Here is a 15,999-nt window from a genome sequence, read left to right as displayed (position 1 = left end):
TGATTAACTGATTAGTCCTTTAGGGTTTTTGTTTTGCGACTGCCCAAACTGCGTAATATTGTTGTAAGCCACTTCGCCAATGCCGGTGATATTCAACACCGTGGGGCTGCCGTCGAGCGGAATGCGAACGTTATTCACCATTCCGCCTACTTCGATCAGCACGCTGGCCTCTTCAGTGTCGGTGACCACAGAGAGGGTATAGGTGCCCGCCTTCAGCCCCAGTTCTTCAGGATCAAAGGTAAATTTGACCTCGCCTTGTTCCTGCTTGCCGAGCTCAATTTTGCTCTCGGTTCCGCTCGCATCTTTGGCGATCACGGTGACGGTATTCGCGGCATGGTCCAGCGTCAGGCGGCCATCTACCGGGGTGCTGCCGTCGGTTTCGAGGGTGTCGGTTTGCACCATCACCTTCTGCCCCACCAGATTGCCGGTCGACAGCGTCTGCAGGTTGTCCATCAGCACGGCGTTATTCGCCATCAGCTTCGACATGGTTTCCATCGACTGCACCTGAGTCAGCTGCGCCAGCTGGCTGACATATTCCGTCCCGTCGGTTGGATTGAGCGGGTCCTGGTTCTGGATCTGCGCCACCAGCAGCTGCATAAACAGGTTGTTCATGCTGGCTGCCGTGTTGTCATTCGCCGTCACACCACTGTTGTAGGCGGTCGTGCCGGATTGGGTAGATACGCCGTTTACGCTCATGAATTACGCTTCTCCAAGACGAAGCAGGCTTTGCTGCATGCTTTTTACATTGTTAAGAACATCCACATTGGTTTCGAAGTTGCGTGACGCGGACATCATGTCGGCCATCTCCTCCACCACGTTGACGTCCGGATACCAGACGTAACCGTCGGTATTTGCCATCGGGTGATGCGGCTCATAGCGCTGAAGCGCATTTCCCGTGGAGACGACGTCCAGCACCTGCACACGTGCACCGGTCAGTGCCCGGTCGTTCATCAGCTGGCCATTCTGGTAAACCGCGGCAAATACCGGGCGACGCGCTTTGTAGACAGTCTCTTCATCCAGCGCCGGGGTTTCGGCGTTGGCGAGGTTACTGGCGATGGTGTTCAGACGAACGGTTTGCGCCGTCATCGCCGATCCCGAAACGCGGTAAATATCGCTAAAAGCCATTTTTCGTTACCTGATTCAATTACTTACCTTCAATTGCTTTCTTCAAGCCGGTAAATTTCATGTTTAAAAACGCCAGGCTCATCTGGTAGTCCTGCACGTTTTTGGAAAACTCCGCCTGCTCCACATCCAGCGCGACGGTATTGCCGTCCGAGGAGGGTTGGTAAGGCACGCGATACATCTCCTGCGGCGCAGAGCCGGGAAAGAAATCCCGCTGCGAACGTTGCATCTCCGCGGCAAAATCAATATCTTTAGCCTGGAAATTGGGGGTATCGACGTTAGCCAGATTTGCTGAAAGCAGTTCCGCCCTGGAAAGTCGAAGTGCTACAGCCTGCGGATGAACGCCCAATGCCTTATCAAAAGTAATACTCAAAACTCACTCCTTTCTGATGATGGACACCTGCGATAGTCCTGGTTGCTGAATCCTTCAAAGCAACTATCGTGCCAGGTTTTTAACATCATGAATTTAATACAATTTTCAATAACAGCCGCCGGAGATGGGAAAGGATTTTTCCGCCGCGGAATTCCGGCCCTGTTGGTCGCTGTTTTTGTCCTGCCTGCCTTCGCGCAGCCTGCCCCCACCACTGCACGCAAGCAGGTTTACGCCCGGGTACAACAGCAGGCGGTCGACGCTATTCGCCACGAGGCGGAACGCAATCGCTGGGAGGCCTACCAGGCGAAGCTGAACCTGTTTATCCCCGCCGAAATTTCGCAATATGCTCCCTGCCCCTCGCCGCTCAGCGTCAGCATGGCGGGAGGCGAACGCCTTGATTTACGCCGGCTGCGGTTTGACGTGCGCTGTGAGGCCGGAAGCGGCTGGGACATTGCGGTAACGGTTAAGCCCGATATCTATCTTCAGGTATTGATGGCGAAACAGACGCTGGAGCGCGGACATATGCTGACGGCCAGCGATCTGACACGCCGGAAATTCAATATCAGCAATTTGCGTAGCGGCTACCTCACACGCCCGGACGATGTGGTAGGGCTAACCCTCAAGCGTCGCGTTCGCGAACTTCAGCCCATCAGCCAGAGCCAGCTTGATTCACCGGTCATGGTCGAGCGCGGTCAGCGTGTGCTGATGGTGGCCGTCCAGGATGGGGTAGAAGCGCGCACCATGGGCATCGCCAGCAAGAAAGGACGTAAAGGCGAGCTGATTAAGGTGAAAAACGAAAGCAGTGAACGTGAGGTCACCGCGATGGTGGTGGATATGGGCGTGGTCAGAACCGGCTACGCCTCGGCCAGATAAAAAATGACCTGGCGCTTAAGTTTTCGCAGTGATACGCCGCTTTACCCGGGTAAGGCGTCAGGAAAGCTTTTTTCCGCTTTCTCTCACCTGGCTAAAACGACCAATAAAAACACCGAAGATGGAGTAGCGCGATGAAAGTGACATCCACCCAGTATGCAATGACCAGCGCAGTGAATCAGGCCGGTTCTGCCACCCCAACGCGCGCCGCAGACACGGAAGAGATGAAAACCACCCGAGCCGCCGCCATCGACCCGGTTCTTGGTGACGCGCAGACACAGCTATCCACCTTGCCAGAGGTGGACATGGACCGCGTCAACAGCATGAAAGAAGCGATTGCGAGCGGAAAAATCAGCATCGATGTCGACTCGCTGGCCAGCGCAATCGAGAAATATTATCAGAGGTAACAATGAGTAACGCCGCACAGTGCGTAAAAATGCTGGTCCAGGGCATGATTGAAGATCGTGAAACCTACACAACGCTGAAGACGCTACTTGCCGATCAGCGCCAGTGGCTGATCGCGCGTGATGCCGCACAGCTTGACCTGCTCAACCCGCAGCTGATGTCGCTTTACGAGAAGCTGTCTCACAACAGCAAGGTGCGTTATCAACTGCTCACTCAACTCGGCATCCCCGTCGGCGCGCCCGGTCTGCGGACGCTGTTCTCTCGCCTTCCGGCTCAGCATCAGAGTCAGTTAAACAGACTCTGGGACTCCCTCGAACAGATTGCGGCCGAGTGCAACGCGCTCAATGACAGCAACATTGCCGTTCTGTCGATGCAGCAGGAGATTTTGCAAAACCTGTTAAATATCAGCGAGCCGGAAAACTGGCTTTATCAGCAGGTATAGCGGCGAGGGTAATTATTTACCCTGCCACCAGGAAATTATTAACACGACCGGTTAATTCCCCCTTCATAGCTCAATCGATGAATGTCTTTTAACCAATAATTCACTCATTTCATTCATCTGTTTACATTTAAATAAAACGGCTTTGACGAATGTCATCAGCAAATGAAAAACGAATCAATGTGCTCAACTGACAATATATTGGCAATGCATATCAACAAAAAGCGCAGGATGAAACGGCCAGTCGGTTCGAAGAGGGCGCTATGGGCTGGATTTATATTGAAACCGATTACTGCTATGAGACTACCATCCGCAAGTTATGTGCCTGTTGAAAAAAAGTAAAGGCCGGGGAATCATTTCCGGACATGACTATACGATGAGTGATTTTATAAAAGACTATCGCTGTGCCGTCATCGCGGCGGTTTACCCATGTTGCGTTGCCTTTGGCTGGGAATTTATTTTTATGACGGTTGATGTGACAGAAAAACAAAGTTTTGCCATCAGGGAAATTAAATGAGCGAACAAAGCAACCTTTATGCAACGATAATATCCGCAACGTTACCGCTCGATCAGTTGATGACTATTTTTAACAACGCCGCTAAAAATAAGTTATCAGTAACTCTCAAAGACGCGACCCCGGACAGATTCACTGAACTGGCGTTCTACTTTGGGCGTGAAAATTATGTTTGCACCGGTCACGCCGATCACCAGCAGTGCTATTATTTCGCTCCTGTATCAGAAAACGCACAGCGAATTGTTATCACCGCAACGCAGGATAACTTCCATTTTGTTAAGCCTGTTATGCGCCTGATGAGTGAACAGGGTCATCTGGTCACCACGCTTAGCTGTGAGGGATTGAATCAGCAGAGACTGCTGAATGCCCTGCGTCATTGCGATGTCGCCTGGTTTGAATGGGGTGACGGCGCCATTATCCTCGCCAGCCAGTTGCCCAAATATTGTCGACTGGTTTGCCGTATTCACCGCTACGAGCTGTATGGTGATGCCTTTTTACAGGCTAACTGGAACACAATTGACGAAGTGGTTTTCGTCAGTGAGGCAATGAAAAAGCGCTTCATCAAGGTCATGGGGAAAAAATTTCCGTCTCAGTTGCAAATGACCGTCCTGCCGAATTTGACCGGACATGTTGCGGCGATAAAACCAACGTTGGGTCGTAATCCCTGGCATATTGCTTGTGTTGCGCGTTTCGCCGCGCAGAAGAACCTGGTCATGCTGCTTCCTGTCATGCAGGCGCTGGTTAAAATTGACTCACGTTACACACTTTTCATCGCAGGCCGCGTGGAGGATCAGTGCCTGTACGAAAGCTTCTGCGAACTGGTCAATGTGTATGGATTACGCCGTAATATCGTCATTTGTGGGACCCTGGCCGCCAATGAGATGGCCGCATGGTATGTCGGCAAATCGTTCCTGTTATCCACCAGCTACCATGAATCTCAGGGTATGGCAGTATTTGAGGCGATGCTGGCCGGATTGAAGCCCGTTGTATTTCACGCCCAGGGCGGCCTGACGGAATATTTACCTGACCGGTACCTTTTCCTCTCATCCGATGAGGCGGTAAAACAGATAACAGCAGGCAATGCCCATCCTGAGCAGTACATGCAGGAGGCGCAAACGCTATTGGCACAACAAGACCTGCCGCAGCGCTACACGCCTGTCTGGCAGCCTGTGATGTCCAATTCTACCCTGTTTTCAATCGTTATCCCCTGCTTCAACCGCGAACGCTATCTGCTTCCTGCCGTGTGCTCAGCCCTGAACCAAAGAGACCGACACATCGAGGTGGTTGTGGTTGACGATGGTTCAACGGATGGCAGTCTGGCAAGCCTTAAGCATATTAACGATCCCCGACTGCGTATCGTTGGTAAACCTCATACCAATGCGCCTGATACCCGTAATCGCTGTATTTCAGAAGCCCGCGGTCAGTATCTGGTCTGGCTCGATAGTGATGATTTACTACACCCTAACGCCATTACCCACTACCGCACGCTGATACAGCGCTGGCCTCACACCGATGTCATATCCTGTGCGCTCGAAACGCTTCAGGAAGAAAAGCAATTTTTCGCGCTGTTTAATCACCCACCAGCAAACTGGCTCACCCAACTGCCGCAAGGAAACTTTATTTCTAATCCCGGTTGCTGTGTACGCCGTAAGCTTTATGCAGAGGTGGGGAACTACGATACGCACTATCTGCGCGCGCATGATTATGAATTCTGGTCCCGTGCGGTGGGTAAAGCACAAATCACATTTACCCCTCAGTGCAACATTCTCTATCGACTCCATGACGACAATCTGACCGGATTAGGTAAACCGGTTGATGCCACCTATGAATTTCGCATCTTCCAGGCGCTGCTCAACCGGTACCGGCCTGAAAAGTTGTTTCCGGGCAAGAGCTGTAAAGAAATCGATGCCTTTGTTCAGCGTCGCAATGAGGCTCTGATCGCGGCCTGCGATCTGGACCATATCGTTATCGTCCTCGACGCAATAACCACCCCGCTGGAGCAACTTCTTCAGCAAATCCAGCACCTTGGCACGCAGAAGGATAAAAACTTCCATCTGGTTATTATCTCAGATAAGGCATTGCCGTTTTCCAGTCTGCCGGTGCTGGTTGCAACCTCACTGGATGCCGCCCCTCTGCGTGACTATCTGACCACCACATTCCCGAATAAATATTGCCGGGCGTTTAGCCTTCGTACGGATTCGCCGGAGCATCCGCAGATGATTTCCGATTTAAAACAGGCGCTGTTGAACAACACACCAATCGCGCCTTATCTGACCAACCTTTGAGTCTGAAGCACCGGAATACACCATGACTGATACTGAAAATTTGCTGGCCTTTCGCCACTCCGCGCAATACTGGGACGACCGCTATCGTCTGGCAGGTAACTCTGGCGCGGGTTCTTATGGCCGCCTCGCCCAATTTAAGGCTGAGGTGCTAAATGCTTTTGTCGAGCGTGAGAAAATAAGCTCAGTGGTTGAGTTTGGCTGTGGGGACGGAAACCAGCTCTCCCTGTCTCGCTACCCACGTTATACCGGCTTCGATGTTTCGGAACATGCGTTACAGCGTTGCCGGGAACGTTTTGCCGGCGATACTTCAAAAGCGTTTTATCCGGTGAGTGAGTGGAAGGGTAAGACTGCAGAACTCGCGCTGTCTCTGGACGTGATTTATCACCTGATTGAAGATGGCGTCTTCACGCAATATATGGAAACGCTGTTTAACGCCGCAGAACGTTTCGTGGCGATCTATGCGTCAAATGATGAGAAGCTTAATGCGTTGCTGGGTGGGCATGTTAAACATGTTCGTCACCGTAAATTTACGGACTGGATCGTAAAACATAAGTCAGCAGAATGGGAGTTACTCGACTGGATCCCTAACGCCTATCCATTCAACATCCGCGATCAAAACAATACCTCTTTTGCAGATTTCTACCTTTTCCGACGACTGGCATAAATTCAGGCAGTGATTAACGCATATACCATGCGGTATATGCGTTAATCCCATGTCGAATTAAATTAACGACAATCCACACAGCAAGCTGTAGTCCGCGGTACTCGCCTTTTCCACCGCAATGGCCTGCTGCTGCCAGGCAAACCATGCGCTGAACAGGACAATGAAATCATCCTCAGTCAGCTGACCGTTATCTTCCAGCCACATCGCACACAGCATCTTCAACTGGAAGAACTGACGCGTCAGCAACATGAGCGCCTCACCGTAGTTGGACGCTTCCAGACCCGGGAAGAATTCGCTATACAGCCGGTAAATCAGCATATTACGCAGAATATGCGGTTGCTCCTCCCGCAGTGGAATCGGCTTTGCATCCAGTTCGCGCAGGCGATCCTGTAACCTCGCCGGCTCCATGACCGCCAGTTCGCTGAGCTTCAGCATGAACATCATTTTCTGCATCGGTGGAAGATTCAGGTTCAGGCGCATCGCCCCCATCTCGCCCAGGGCTTTGACACGGTTCGCCTCGATCGTCGGCAGCAGAGCCAACTGTTGATTCAGGATGCCGCCCTCGGCCAGCTGCGAAAGCTCGTCACCCATCGTGACCAGAAGCTGAGGCTCACCCTGTTTTTCATCGACATAGCGCTGTGCCTTGCTGAGCAGCACGCCAATAGCATAGAGACTGCTTTCCAGCGTCAGCGCCGGGTGTACCGCCATATTGATACACTGCTGGTTGAGCGTTTCGTTCCACAGGTCAGCCCGGCGTTCAGCGCCAGATTCAACCTCATTGGTATGCAGCAGAAACGCGGCTGGATTGAGCAGAATTTCTCGCGCGGCGCTTTCGCAGGCCGCGTTAAGGCTGTCGCGCTGCTGGTTGCCGAGGGTGACTCGCGTTTCAGGCCAGCCGTCTGCGCCACTCTGGCAGGCGGGACAGTCACAAGGCGCATTGCGATCGTTAAAGCGCATCACGTATTCAGGTTGGTAATGTTCAATCATTTCCATACAAACTGCTCCGGCCGCTGAAAGGGCGACATTTATCATTGAAAATTTTTACGGAAAAACCAGTGGGTACAGTCAATCGTCGTGCCGCTGGTCGGGTCATGTATTTCAGGTAAAAAGGCGAAACTCGGCTGCAGGCCCAGCCAGCAGTGAGCCTGCATTTGCGCGGGCCAGCAGGTTTCCAGCGCGTGTGCCTGTCGGTAATGTTCAAGCAGGGTCGGGATATAGGGTCCGTTGACCGCATAGGCACAGCCACACCCGCCTTCCAGCACGCGCACAACGCCGGGCAGTGACCTGAGCGGTGAAATCCTGTCGTAACGCGCGCCCAGCAACACCACCTGCCAGTCGATATGCGGTAAACGCGTCAGCAGCTGATTGACCGTTTTCAGGGAGATCTCTTTACGCACAAACCTGACCGACGCATCCAGCATCAGCACGCTGCCCCACTGCTCGCTCAGCGCCTGTTCAAGCACCTGACAGTGCCGTTCAGGTTCAGTGTGCTGCGGGTCGGTCGCAACAGGCACCAGTTGCTTCGCCTCCATTCCCAGCGCCGTCAGCGCCTCTATCTGAGCGGCCAGCACATCGGCACGTTGCGGATCGTAAAGCACCGCCACCCGGTCAAATGCCTGCCACTCAACGGCGGCGCTCAGCGGCGCCTGACTTAAACGTCGGTAGTGGTTCAGTAAGTTGCGGTCGCTAACGAAATCTTCCAGCGTCAGGTCAACCGGTTTTGAGGAGCCGAGAACGAAATCTTTATCGTAGGTATTGTCACTGTGAGAAATACAGAGGATCGCCTGACGCGGATCGATCTGCTGCACCGGCGTGGTGAAGTTATTCAGAAACGCCTGTTCTTCCGCCAGGGTCGCGGTGTCTTCATAGCGATGATTTTTGAGGAAATTGCGATGGTAGCCGAACGTGCCGTTGAGCGCATGACGCTCACCAAACGAATGAGTCTGGTAGATTTTATCCAGATGGCTGTACCAGATATAAATCGTATCGCTGCCGGAAAACAGGGCATTGCTGGCCTGCATCGCCGCCACCTGAGCGCTGATTTTATTCGGCGGATAGTAATCATCATCATCGAAGCAAATGATGTACTCCCCCTTCGCCATTTCATTGAGCATGTTGCGTTTTTTGCCCAAATCAAGCCGTTGCGGACTGTGAACATAGCGCACCGTACACAGAGCCGGATCGACCATCATGGCGATCAGATCGGCGTTACTGTGCGTGGAGTCATCAAGAATAATCAGCTCACGCTTATCCGCCGGATAGTCCTGGTACTGGAAGATATAGAGCAGATAGGGCAGAAACGCCCGTCGGTTCCAGGTAGGACACACCACGCTGACAAAGGGCGTCAACTGCGTTTTTTTCTGCTGCTGGCGTTTCAGCAGCGTCTGCATCAGATTCGTCGTCATCTTATCGCTGCCGCTTCGCCTGCTGCTGACGCAGCCAGCACTGGGCCGACACTGCATCGGTTGTTTTCTGATCGCGACGTTCATTGGCCAGGCGTTGCGCATCGCGGCGCTGTGCCAGCACCCTCTCCAGGCTTTGCTCCTTACGGGACTCGGCCAGCAGGTTGCCCTGCAGCTTTTGAACCTCGACGCTCGCCAGCGCCTGCTCCTGCTTTTGCCAGTCAATGACGCGCTGGATCTGGCGTTTATAGACCGACTGATTGCAGAGCATCGTCGCGCCACCAGCAAGCGCCTGAACCGGATCGCTCACCAGACCAGTCAGCGCATGGATATTCTTTTCCAGCCGCTGGCACAGCTGCTGCTGGGACACCAGCCGGGCGCTAAGATCTTTCACCGCGCGGTTGCGTATCTGGTGAAGTTGCTCGAGAGTGGTAATGATTTTTTTCATCGTTCATCATCCTGCCTGAGCCAGAACGTTCAGGTCGGCAATGGTTTTGTCGAGTGGCGCCGCATCCTGCACTTCCTGCTGCAAAAAGCGGGTTATCGCCGGAGAGAGGTTAACCGCTTTATCCGCCAGCGGATCGGCCCCCGCCACATAGCCTCCCAGCGGGATCAGCGGCTTAATGCTCTGATATTCGGCATAAAGCTGCTTAAGCGTTCGGGCAGAACGCTGATGATCGCGCTGGGTCACCTGACTCATACAGCGGCTGATGGACTGCCCGATGTCGATTGCCGGGTAATGACCGGCTTCCGCGAGGTGGCGTGACAGGACAATGTGCCCGTCCAGTACCGCACGGGCGCAGTCCACGATCGGGTCCTGCTGGTCATCACCTTCTGCCAGAACGGTGTAAATAGCGGTCATTGAACCCTGGCTTTCACTGTTGCCCGCGCTTTCAACCAGTTTCGGGATCAGCCCAAACGCCGAGGGTGGATAGCCTTTGGTGGCAGGCGGCTCGCCCAGCGAAAGCGCGATTTCGCGTTGCGCCATGGCGTAACGCGTCAGCGAGTCCACCAGCAGCAGCACGTCTTTGCCTTTATCGCGATAGTAACTGGCAATGGTGTGGCAGAGTTCAGTCGCCTTGATACGCATCAGCGGCGATTCGTCAGCCGGAGCGGCGACAATCACCGATTTACGCCGTCCGGCCTCGCCCAGTGAATGGTCAATAAACTCTTTCACCTCGCGACCGCGTTCGCCAATCAGACCGACCACCACCACTTCTGCCTGGGTGTAACGGGTAATCATGCCGAGCAACACGCTTTTGCCCACGCCGCTTCCCGCCATGAGCCCCACGCGCTGGCCTTTGCCGATGGTCAGCAGGCCGTTGATCGCCCGCACGCCCACGTCGAGCGGCGCGTCGACCGGCTGACGTTTCAACGGATGAATCTGCGGTAGCTGCTGCGGCAAAAGGGTATCGCCGGTCAGCTTGCCTTGATCATCAATCGGCTCACCCAGGCCATTCACCACTCGTCCCAGCCACTGATCGCCAATCAGCACCCCGCTCTGTTTATCCAGCGGGAAGACGCGCGCGCCCGCCATCAGTCCGGCGGGCTGTTTGAAGGGCATTAAAAAGGTCACGTCGCGATCGAAGCCCACAACCTGAGCCTCAATCAGCTCCCCTTCCACCCCTTCAATCTCGCAAAGTTGCCCCACGGCCAGGCGACAGCCCACGCACTCAAGCAAAATCCCGGTCACGCGTACCAGCCTGCCTGCGACACGCGCCAGGTTGATATTTTCCAGCGAGCGTAAGACCTGATCGAATTCGTTATTACTCATCGTGCGATTCCGGCAGCAGGTTCGCTTTCAGGGCATCCATGCACTGATCGAGCCGATGCTGGCAGCCCACATCCATTTCGGTGGTGGTGGTGATCACCCGACACTCTCCCGGCGCCAGATCGGGATCGGCGGTTAAGCCCCAGCGGGCCACTTTTTCCGGCTCTGCTTCGCTGATCCGGCGGTGTTCCTCACTGTTCAGTAAGACTTTTACCTGCTCCGGCTGCTGCGGAAGCGCGTTAAGCGCCTCCTCCACCAGGGCTAAAATTTGCGTGGGATGCAGGGTCAGCTCGCAGCGGATCACCTGGCGGGTGACTTTTTCCACCAGCTGCAGCAGCTCTTCGCGGCGACGCTGTTCATAGTTCGCCATGAAGGATTCCATCGACGCGATAATGCTGTTCAGCGGCTGGGCGGCGTCGAGAAACTGCTGGTGCGCCTGCACTTTGCCCTCGGAACGCCCCTTACGGACCCCTTCGTCAAAGCCGAGGCGCAGCCCTTCCTGATAGCCCTCGCTTTTGCCCTCTTCCAGACCCTGTGCGAAGCCGCTGTTCAACCCATCCTGAAAACCCTGCTGAAACTGCGCCTGAAGCGCCGCATCATCTGTCTCGGGATGCGCGTCATCGGGCCGATGCTGCAGCTGGTGACGCTTACGCAGCGGCGGAAACTTATGCAGGCGGGGTTTTATCACCGCCTGACGGCTGGAGGTCAGCGCACTTAACGGTAAACTCTTTTTTTGATACATCGGTTACTCCATGGTCTGCTCGGCAAAGAGTTGAACCTGAATTTCGCCCTCTTCCGCCAGCTGGCGTACCGTAGCCATAATCTCTTTACGCACGTGATCCACACGGCTGACCGGTACAGGGCCAAGGCGCGTAGTGGTCGATTGCAGCAGAGTCACCTGACGTTTTGGCATCACATTGAAGATGGCCTGGCGCAGTATCGGCTCGGTACCTTTAAGCGCAATCGCCCACTCTTCAATGGAGATTTCTTCCATCAGACGTTGCAGGGTGGCAGGCGTCTGGCGGCTGAGGATAAAGAATTCGTACATCTCCTGTTCCAGCTCATCCACCACCTCGGCATCGCGCTCGCGCAGCTGTTCCAGCAGCTGCTGCTGGTTACCCGGAATACGGTTAACGATGTTGGCGGCATGTTTAATGCCGATCACTTTCGAACCGTGTTCGGACAACACCGCCACGCCGCGTTCAATCAGCCTGTCCAGCTCATCAATCACATCACGGTTAACATCGTCGAGACGGGCAATGCGCCAGACGATTTCATCCTGCCGCTCCTGCGACAGCACGCTGAGAACTCCGGCGGCCACATCGGGCGGCAGGAAGGCCAGAAACACCGCCTGGAGCTGAAGGTGCTCTTGCTCAATCAGGGCCGCCAGCTGCGGCACATCCACCCATTGCAGGCGCGCCATACGGTGGCGGATCTCATCCCCGTAGATGCTGTTGATCACGCTGCTGGCAATTTCACCCCCCAGCGCTTTCTCCAGAATGCCGCGCAGGTAGCTGCGCGACGCTCCGTTGATCCCGCTATGCTCGCGGTAATCATCAAAGAAGTTATTCATCGCGTGACGGGCGTGATCGACCTTGACGCCGTGCAGACGCGCCATGGTGTCGCTGAGCAGGATCACCTCGTCGCGGTTCATTTTCTGCATCACTTTCGCCGCCGCCTCTTCGCCAACGCTGAGCAACAAAATGGCTGCCTGTTCCAGCCGGCTGCGCCCCGTTTTCACGCTACCTTTACTGCTATGATTTGCTGTCAGTTCGCTCATTGCTGTTGATCCATTGTTTCAGTACTTCGGCCATACGTTCAGTTTCGTTTTCGGCCAGCATTTGCAGATATTCCACCTTGGTTTCCAGACCCGAACTTTGCGGCGGTAATTCCGGGTCCTGATTGAATGCCTGTCGCGGCAGGCCGGTCAGACTGGCGTCGGTAGCTTCCTGATGGTTGTCAATCTCATTGCTCTCTTCGAGGGCAACACGCTCAGCCAGATCACCACGCCCATAGCGCTGAGCTAGCGGACGCAGACCAAACAGCAGCGTGAGCAGAATCAACAAGCCGATACCGCCATTTTGTCCCCAGTACTGAATGTCCGGGTCCTGCCACCACTTCATGTCCGGCAGACCCTCCACCGTTCTTTCGACGAAGGCCAGTTTGTCCAGCGTCAGTGAATCGCCGCGCGCTTTTTCAATACCGGCCGCCTCTTCCACCAGCCGGGTCAGGGCGGTGAGTTGCTCTGGCGTCATGCTGGCCAGCGAGGGTGCCGCCTGGTTGAGAGCCACCGCGACCCGCAATTTTTCCAGTTTGTAACCCGGATGGCGGATATGACGAATATCGCGATCGAAAGCGTATTTACGCTGCTCCTGGCTGCGGCTGGAGAGTGAAGAAGGATTGCTGTTTTGCGTCTGGGTCTGGGTCTGCGTCTGCCCCGCCGGCGGGTTAACCGGCTGCGCAGGCGAGTTAACGGGGCGATTGCTCAGTGAGCCAGGGATGCCGATAGCCAGTTCATTGGTGGTATTTTCCCGCGAAATGTTTTCATCGCTGATTTGCGGCTGTTTGCCCAGTCGCTCCTGCGTTTCTTCCACGCTGCTCATATCGACGTCAGGCGTTACGCTGATGCGGAAGTTCTCGCTGCCAAACAGCGGCGTCAACAGACCGGCAATGTTTCCGATCGTTTCACGTCTGATGCGATCAATAACGTCGCGTCCCTGACGGATGCTCGCCATATTGCTGCCGCTCTGCTGCCCGTTCTCCGACAGTAAATTCCCGGCCTGATCCACCACCCGCACGCTGGCGGCCTGTAGCCCAGGCACACTGCCTGCCACAAGCTGGACAATGGCCGCCACCTGCTGTTCATCCAGCTGCTTGCCATAGCGCAGCTGAAGCATCACCGACGCGCTGCTTTGCGGTTTGTTGGTCATCACAAACGAGCTGGATTCGCTCAACCCGAGGTGAACGCGTGCGTTCTCAACCGGATCGAGCGCCATAATGCTGCGGGCCAGTTCGCCTTCCAGACTGCGCTTGTAGCGCACATTCTGGACAAACTGGCTGCTGCCGAGCATCTCTTCTTTGTCCATCAGCTCATAGCCGTCCGGCATCACAGCGGTGATGCCTTTGGCCGCCAGCGCCATACGTGCCCGGGGTAATTTATCCTCAGGAATGAGGATTTGGCCGTTGTCCGGGTTGATACGGTAGGCGATGGATTCAGCGCCCAGCACCTCGACCACCTGCGCCATCGGCAGCTTCTCCTGGCTACCGTACAGCGCAACGTAGCCCTGATTGCTGCGCCAGAGTGAGAAGACGATGGCCCCGGTCAGCAGTACGGCACCGGCCGCAATCAGCCAGTGTGGTTTCAGGCGGCTTTGCGGGAGGAGTAACGCGGAAAACTTATCTTTTAACTTTGTCAGCACGAGGGGAACCTTACAGCGGAGTATTCATCACTTCGTCGAGCGCAGTGGTGAGTTTGTTACGCACCTGCAGCATGGCGGAAAACGCCACGCTGGCCTTCTGCGATTCGATCATTGCCCCGGCCAGATCGTCGCTACGACCCAGCTCAATGGCCTGTTGTTTTTCCCCTGCTGCGTGCTGCATGGCATCGACGTTGTCGATAGCATTATTCAGGACTTGCGAAAAGGAGGGTTGACCGGCTCCGGTGACGCCCGGGAGATCTCTTCCCAGCGCTATCAGTGCAGTGCTATTTAGCCCGCCTGAAGAGGCAACGGCAGCCGTGTTATGCATTCTGTCCAGCATGGCCTGCTGGCGGGCCTGCATCCCAATGGCGGTAATTTTGTCCATAGCGTTATTCTCTGACGTGCGTTACGAGTAGCATTCGATATCGATACCTTCTTCACGCATTGACGCGAGTCGGTAGCGTAAAGCACGCGGTGTTATCCCCAGGAAAGCAGCCGTTTTGGACTTATTGCCCTTATGACGCTTCAGTAACTCAATGATGTACTGATACTGAGCCATCCGGCCGTGATGTTTAACGTTATCAATGGCAGCCGGTGCAGCCTGCGGTTCACGGTAGGCAGGCATTAAATCGACCGCAGAGACCGGGGGCAGCGGCGTCGACACCGGCAGACCAAAATCTTTCGCAGCGATCACGTCTCCGTTGCTCAAAATCATGCCACGCTGGATGACGTTCTCCAGCTCACGCACGTTGCCAGGCCAGTCATAGGCCAGCAGCGCATGACGGGCATCGTCGCTTAAACGAATATTGCCTTTGTGGAATGCCTTATATTTTGCAATAAAGCGCAGCGCCATCGGGATAATATCCGGGCGGCGTTCCCGCAGAGGCGCAATATGAATCGGCACCACGGAAATACGATAAAACAGATCCTGACGAAATCGCCCCTCGGCAATTTCCTGCTGCAAATCTTTATTGGTGGAGGCGACCAGTCGAATATCCAGTGGGATCTTTTTATGGCTTCCCAGTCGTTCCACTTCCTGCTCCTGCAGCACGCGCAGTAATTTCGCCTGCAGTGCCAGCGGCATATCTCCTATTTCATCCAGCAGCAGCGTTCCGCCATTGGCTTGCTCAAACTTACCGGCAACGCTGGTCACCGCCCCGGTAAACGCGCCTTTTTCGTAGCCGAATAAAACAGCCTCCAGCATACTTTCCGGAATTGCGGCGCAATTGACGCCAACGTAGGGAGCATCGCTGCCTAAGGCATTTTCATGGATGTAACGCGATACACACTCTTTACCGGTACCTGTCTCACCTGTAATAAGTACCGATACGTTATATTTAGCAACACGGCGAGCCAATGAAAATACATTTACGCTTTCTGGCGCGCTGGCAACAAATCCATTTTCATCACGTACTTCATGTTCAATAACAATACTCATAACAACTCACCAACATTTAAGATAATTGTTAGCTGAAGCGCATACGGGCCCAATGCGCCATTGCTGGCACACATATATAAAGGCAAGTATTCGATAAGGACAACGTGAATTAACCGACTCTTTTACATCGTGTAAATTCATGACTTTCGCGCATTATAGTGATGCAATAAGAATTGTCTTGTTTTTAATGGGTATTAAAAGTTTAATCTTGAAATTTCAGTAACTTACGAAAATTATTAATGGAAATTAATCATCCTTAAATAACGAATTAATAATCCATAGCGTATTGATTACGCC

Annotated in this window: 18 protein-coding genes; 6 read left to right on the top strand and 12 right to left on the bottom strand. The window is 54.3% G+C overall.

Annotated elements, in window-relative coordinates:
* Nucleotides 1–3: 3 nt before the first annotated feature.
* From flgD to flgB, 3 genes are read right to left on the bottom strand one after another with little or no spacing between them, the layout of a single operon-like run.
* A complete protein-coding gene (gene flgD, locus AABB92_RS12925) occupies nucleotides 4–696 on the bottom strand; it encodes a flagellar hook assembly protein FlgD (RefSeq protein WP_031374901.1) in 693 nt (230 codons plus the stop codon).
* Between the two features lie 3 nt (nucleotides 697–699).
* A complete protein-coding gene (gene flgC / locus AABB92_RS12920) occupies nucleotides 700–1,125 on the bottom strand; it encodes a flagellar basal body rod protein FlgC (RefSeq protein ID WP_031374902.1) in 426 nt (141 codons plus the stop codon).
* A gap of 19 nt (nucleotides 1,126–1,144) precedes the next feature.
* The gene (flgB, locus tag AABB92_RS12915) at nucleotides 1,145–1,495 is read right to left on the bottom strand and encodes a hypothetical protein (RefSeq protein ID WP_006177433.1); all 351 of its coding nucleotides are present in this window, start codon (nucleotides 1,493–1,495) and stop codon (nucleotides 1,145–1,147) included.
* A 162-nt stretch (nucleotides 1,496–1,657) separates the two neighbouring features.
* Here flgB and flgA point away from each other — a divergent pair, with 162 nt between their 5' ends.
* From flgA to AABB92_RS12885, 6 genes are all read left to right on the top strand, one after another.
* Nucleotides 1,658–2,368, top strand: coding sequence for a flagellar basal body P-ring formation chaperone FlgA (flgA, locus tag AABB92_RS12910; protein WP_238585867.1), 711 nt, complete (start codon nucleotides 1,658–1,660; stop codon nucleotides 2,366–2,368).
* Nucleotides 2,369–2,499: 131 nt separating this feature from the next.
* A complete protein-coding gene (flgM, locus tag AABB92_RS12905) occupies nucleotides 2,500–2,772 on the top strand; it encodes a flagellar biosynthesis anti-sigma factor FlgM (protein WP_046289464.1) in 273 nt (90 codons plus the stop codon).
* Nucleotides 2,773–2,774: 2 nt separating this feature from the next.
* A complete protein-coding gene (gene flgN, locus AABB92_RS12900; protein WP_031374905.1) occupies nucleotides 2,775–3,212 on the top strand; it encodes a flagellar protein FlgN in 438 nt (145 codons plus the stop codon).
* Nucleotides 3,213–3,585: 373 nt separating this feature from the next.
* Nucleotides 3,586–3,726 carry a hypothetical protein gene (locus AABB92_RS12895; RefSeq protein ID WP_161797059.1) on the top strand — a complete coding sequence of 47 codons (141 nt, stop codon included), beginning with the start codon at nucleotides 3,586–3,588 and terminating at the stop codon, nucleotides 3,724–3,726.
* On the top strand, nucleotides 3,723–6,008 hold the full coding sequence (locus tag AABB92_RS12890) for a glycosyltransferase (RefSeq protein WP_031374906.1): 2,286 nt from the start codon (nucleotides 3,723–3,725) through the stop codon (nucleotides 6,006–6,008). The genes AABB92_RS12895 and AABB92_RS12890 overlap by 4 nt, the downstream gene beginning before the upstream one ends.
* Before the next feature lie 22 nt (nucleotides 6,009–6,030).
* On the top strand, nucleotides 6,031–6,672 hold the full coding sequence (locus AABB92_RS12885) for a class I SAM-dependent methyltransferase (RefSeq protein ID WP_046289465.1): 642 nt from the start codon (nucleotides 6,031–6,033) through the stop codon (nucleotides 6,670–6,672).
* 57 nt (nucleotides 6,673–6,729) lie between these two features.
* Here AABB92_RS12885 and AABB92_RS12880 read toward each other — a convergent pair whose 3' ends face one another.
* From AABB92_RS12880 to AABB92_RS12840, 9 genes are read right to left on the bottom strand one after another with little or no spacing between them, the layout of a single operon-like run.
* Nucleotides 6,730–7,665 (bottom strand): hypothetical protein, encoded by a 936-nt coding sequence (locus AABB92_RS12880; RefSeq protein WP_031374907.1) that lies wholly within the window; start codon nucleotides 7,663–7,665, stop codon nucleotides 6,730–6,732.
* A gap of 35 nt (nucleotides 7,666–7,700) precedes the next feature.
* Nucleotides 7,701–9,077 carry a glycosyltransferase family 2 protein gene (locus AABB92_RS12875; RefSeq protein ID WP_031374908.1) on the bottom strand — a complete coding sequence of 459 codons (1,377 nt, stop codon included), beginning with the start codon at nucleotides 9,075–9,077 and terminating at the stop codon, nucleotides 7,701–7,703.
* Between the two features lies 1 nt (nucleotide 9,078).
* Entirely contained in the window at nucleotides 9,079–9,522 is a 444-nt protein-coding gene (gene fliJ / locus AABB92_RS12870) for a flagellar export protein FliJ (RefSeq protein WP_031374909.1), read from the bottom strand.
* 6 nt (nucleotides 9,523–9,528) lie between these two features.
* Complete coding sequence (fliI, locus tag AABB92_RS12865) at nucleotides 9,529–10,848, bottom strand: flagellar protein export ATPase FliI (RefSeq protein ID WP_031374910.1); 1,320 nt, start codon at nucleotides 10,846–10,848, stop codon at nucleotides 9,529–9,531.
* Nucleotides 10,841–11,587, bottom strand: a complete 747-nt coding sequence (gene fliH, locus AABB92_RS12860) for a flagellar assembly protein FliH (protein WP_046289466.1) — start codon at nucleotides 11,585–11,587, stop codon at nucleotides 10,841–10,843. Before fliH ends, fliI begins: the two co-directional genes overlap by 8 nt.
* Before the next feature lie 3 nt (nucleotides 11,588–11,590).
* A complete protein-coding gene (locus AABB92_RS12855) occupies nucleotides 11,591–12,625 on the bottom strand; it encodes a flagellar motor switch protein FliG (protein WP_031374912.1) in 1,035 nt (344 codons plus the stop codon).
* Complete coding sequence (gene fliF, locus AABB92_RS12850; protein WP_046289467.1) at nucleotides 12,600–14,264, bottom strand: flagellar basal-body MS-ring/collar protein FliF; 1,665 nt, start codon at nucleotides 14,262–14,264, stop codon at nucleotides 12,600–12,602. The genes AABB92_RS12855 and fliF overlap by 26 nt, the downstream gene beginning before the upstream one ends.
* Nucleotides 14,265–14,274: 10 nt before the next feature.
* Complete coding sequence (gene fliE, locus AABB92_RS12845; RefSeq protein ID WP_031374913.1) at nucleotides 14,275–14,649, bottom strand: flagellar hook-basal body complex protein FliE; 375 nt, start codon at nucleotides 14,647–14,649, stop codon at nucleotides 14,275–14,277.
* A gap of 21 nt (nucleotides 14,650–14,670) precedes the next feature.
* Nucleotides 14,671–15,702, bottom strand: coding sequence for a sigma-54 interaction domain-containing protein (locus AABB92_RS12840; protein ID WP_031374914.1), 1,032 nt, complete (start codon nucleotides 15,700–15,702; stop codon nucleotides 14,671–14,673).
* Nucleotides 15,703–15,999 lie beyond the last annotated feature (297 nt).

Origin of the sequence: Pantoea brenneri (genome assembly GCF_038594305.1) — a bacterium.
Classification (GTDB): domain Bacteria; phylum Pseudomonadota; class Gammaproteobacteria; order Enterobacterales; family Enterobacteriaceae; genus Pantoea; species Pantoea brenneri.
Note: the sequence above shows the minus strand (reverse complement) of the source record. Positions and strands in the feature narration are given on the sequence as shown.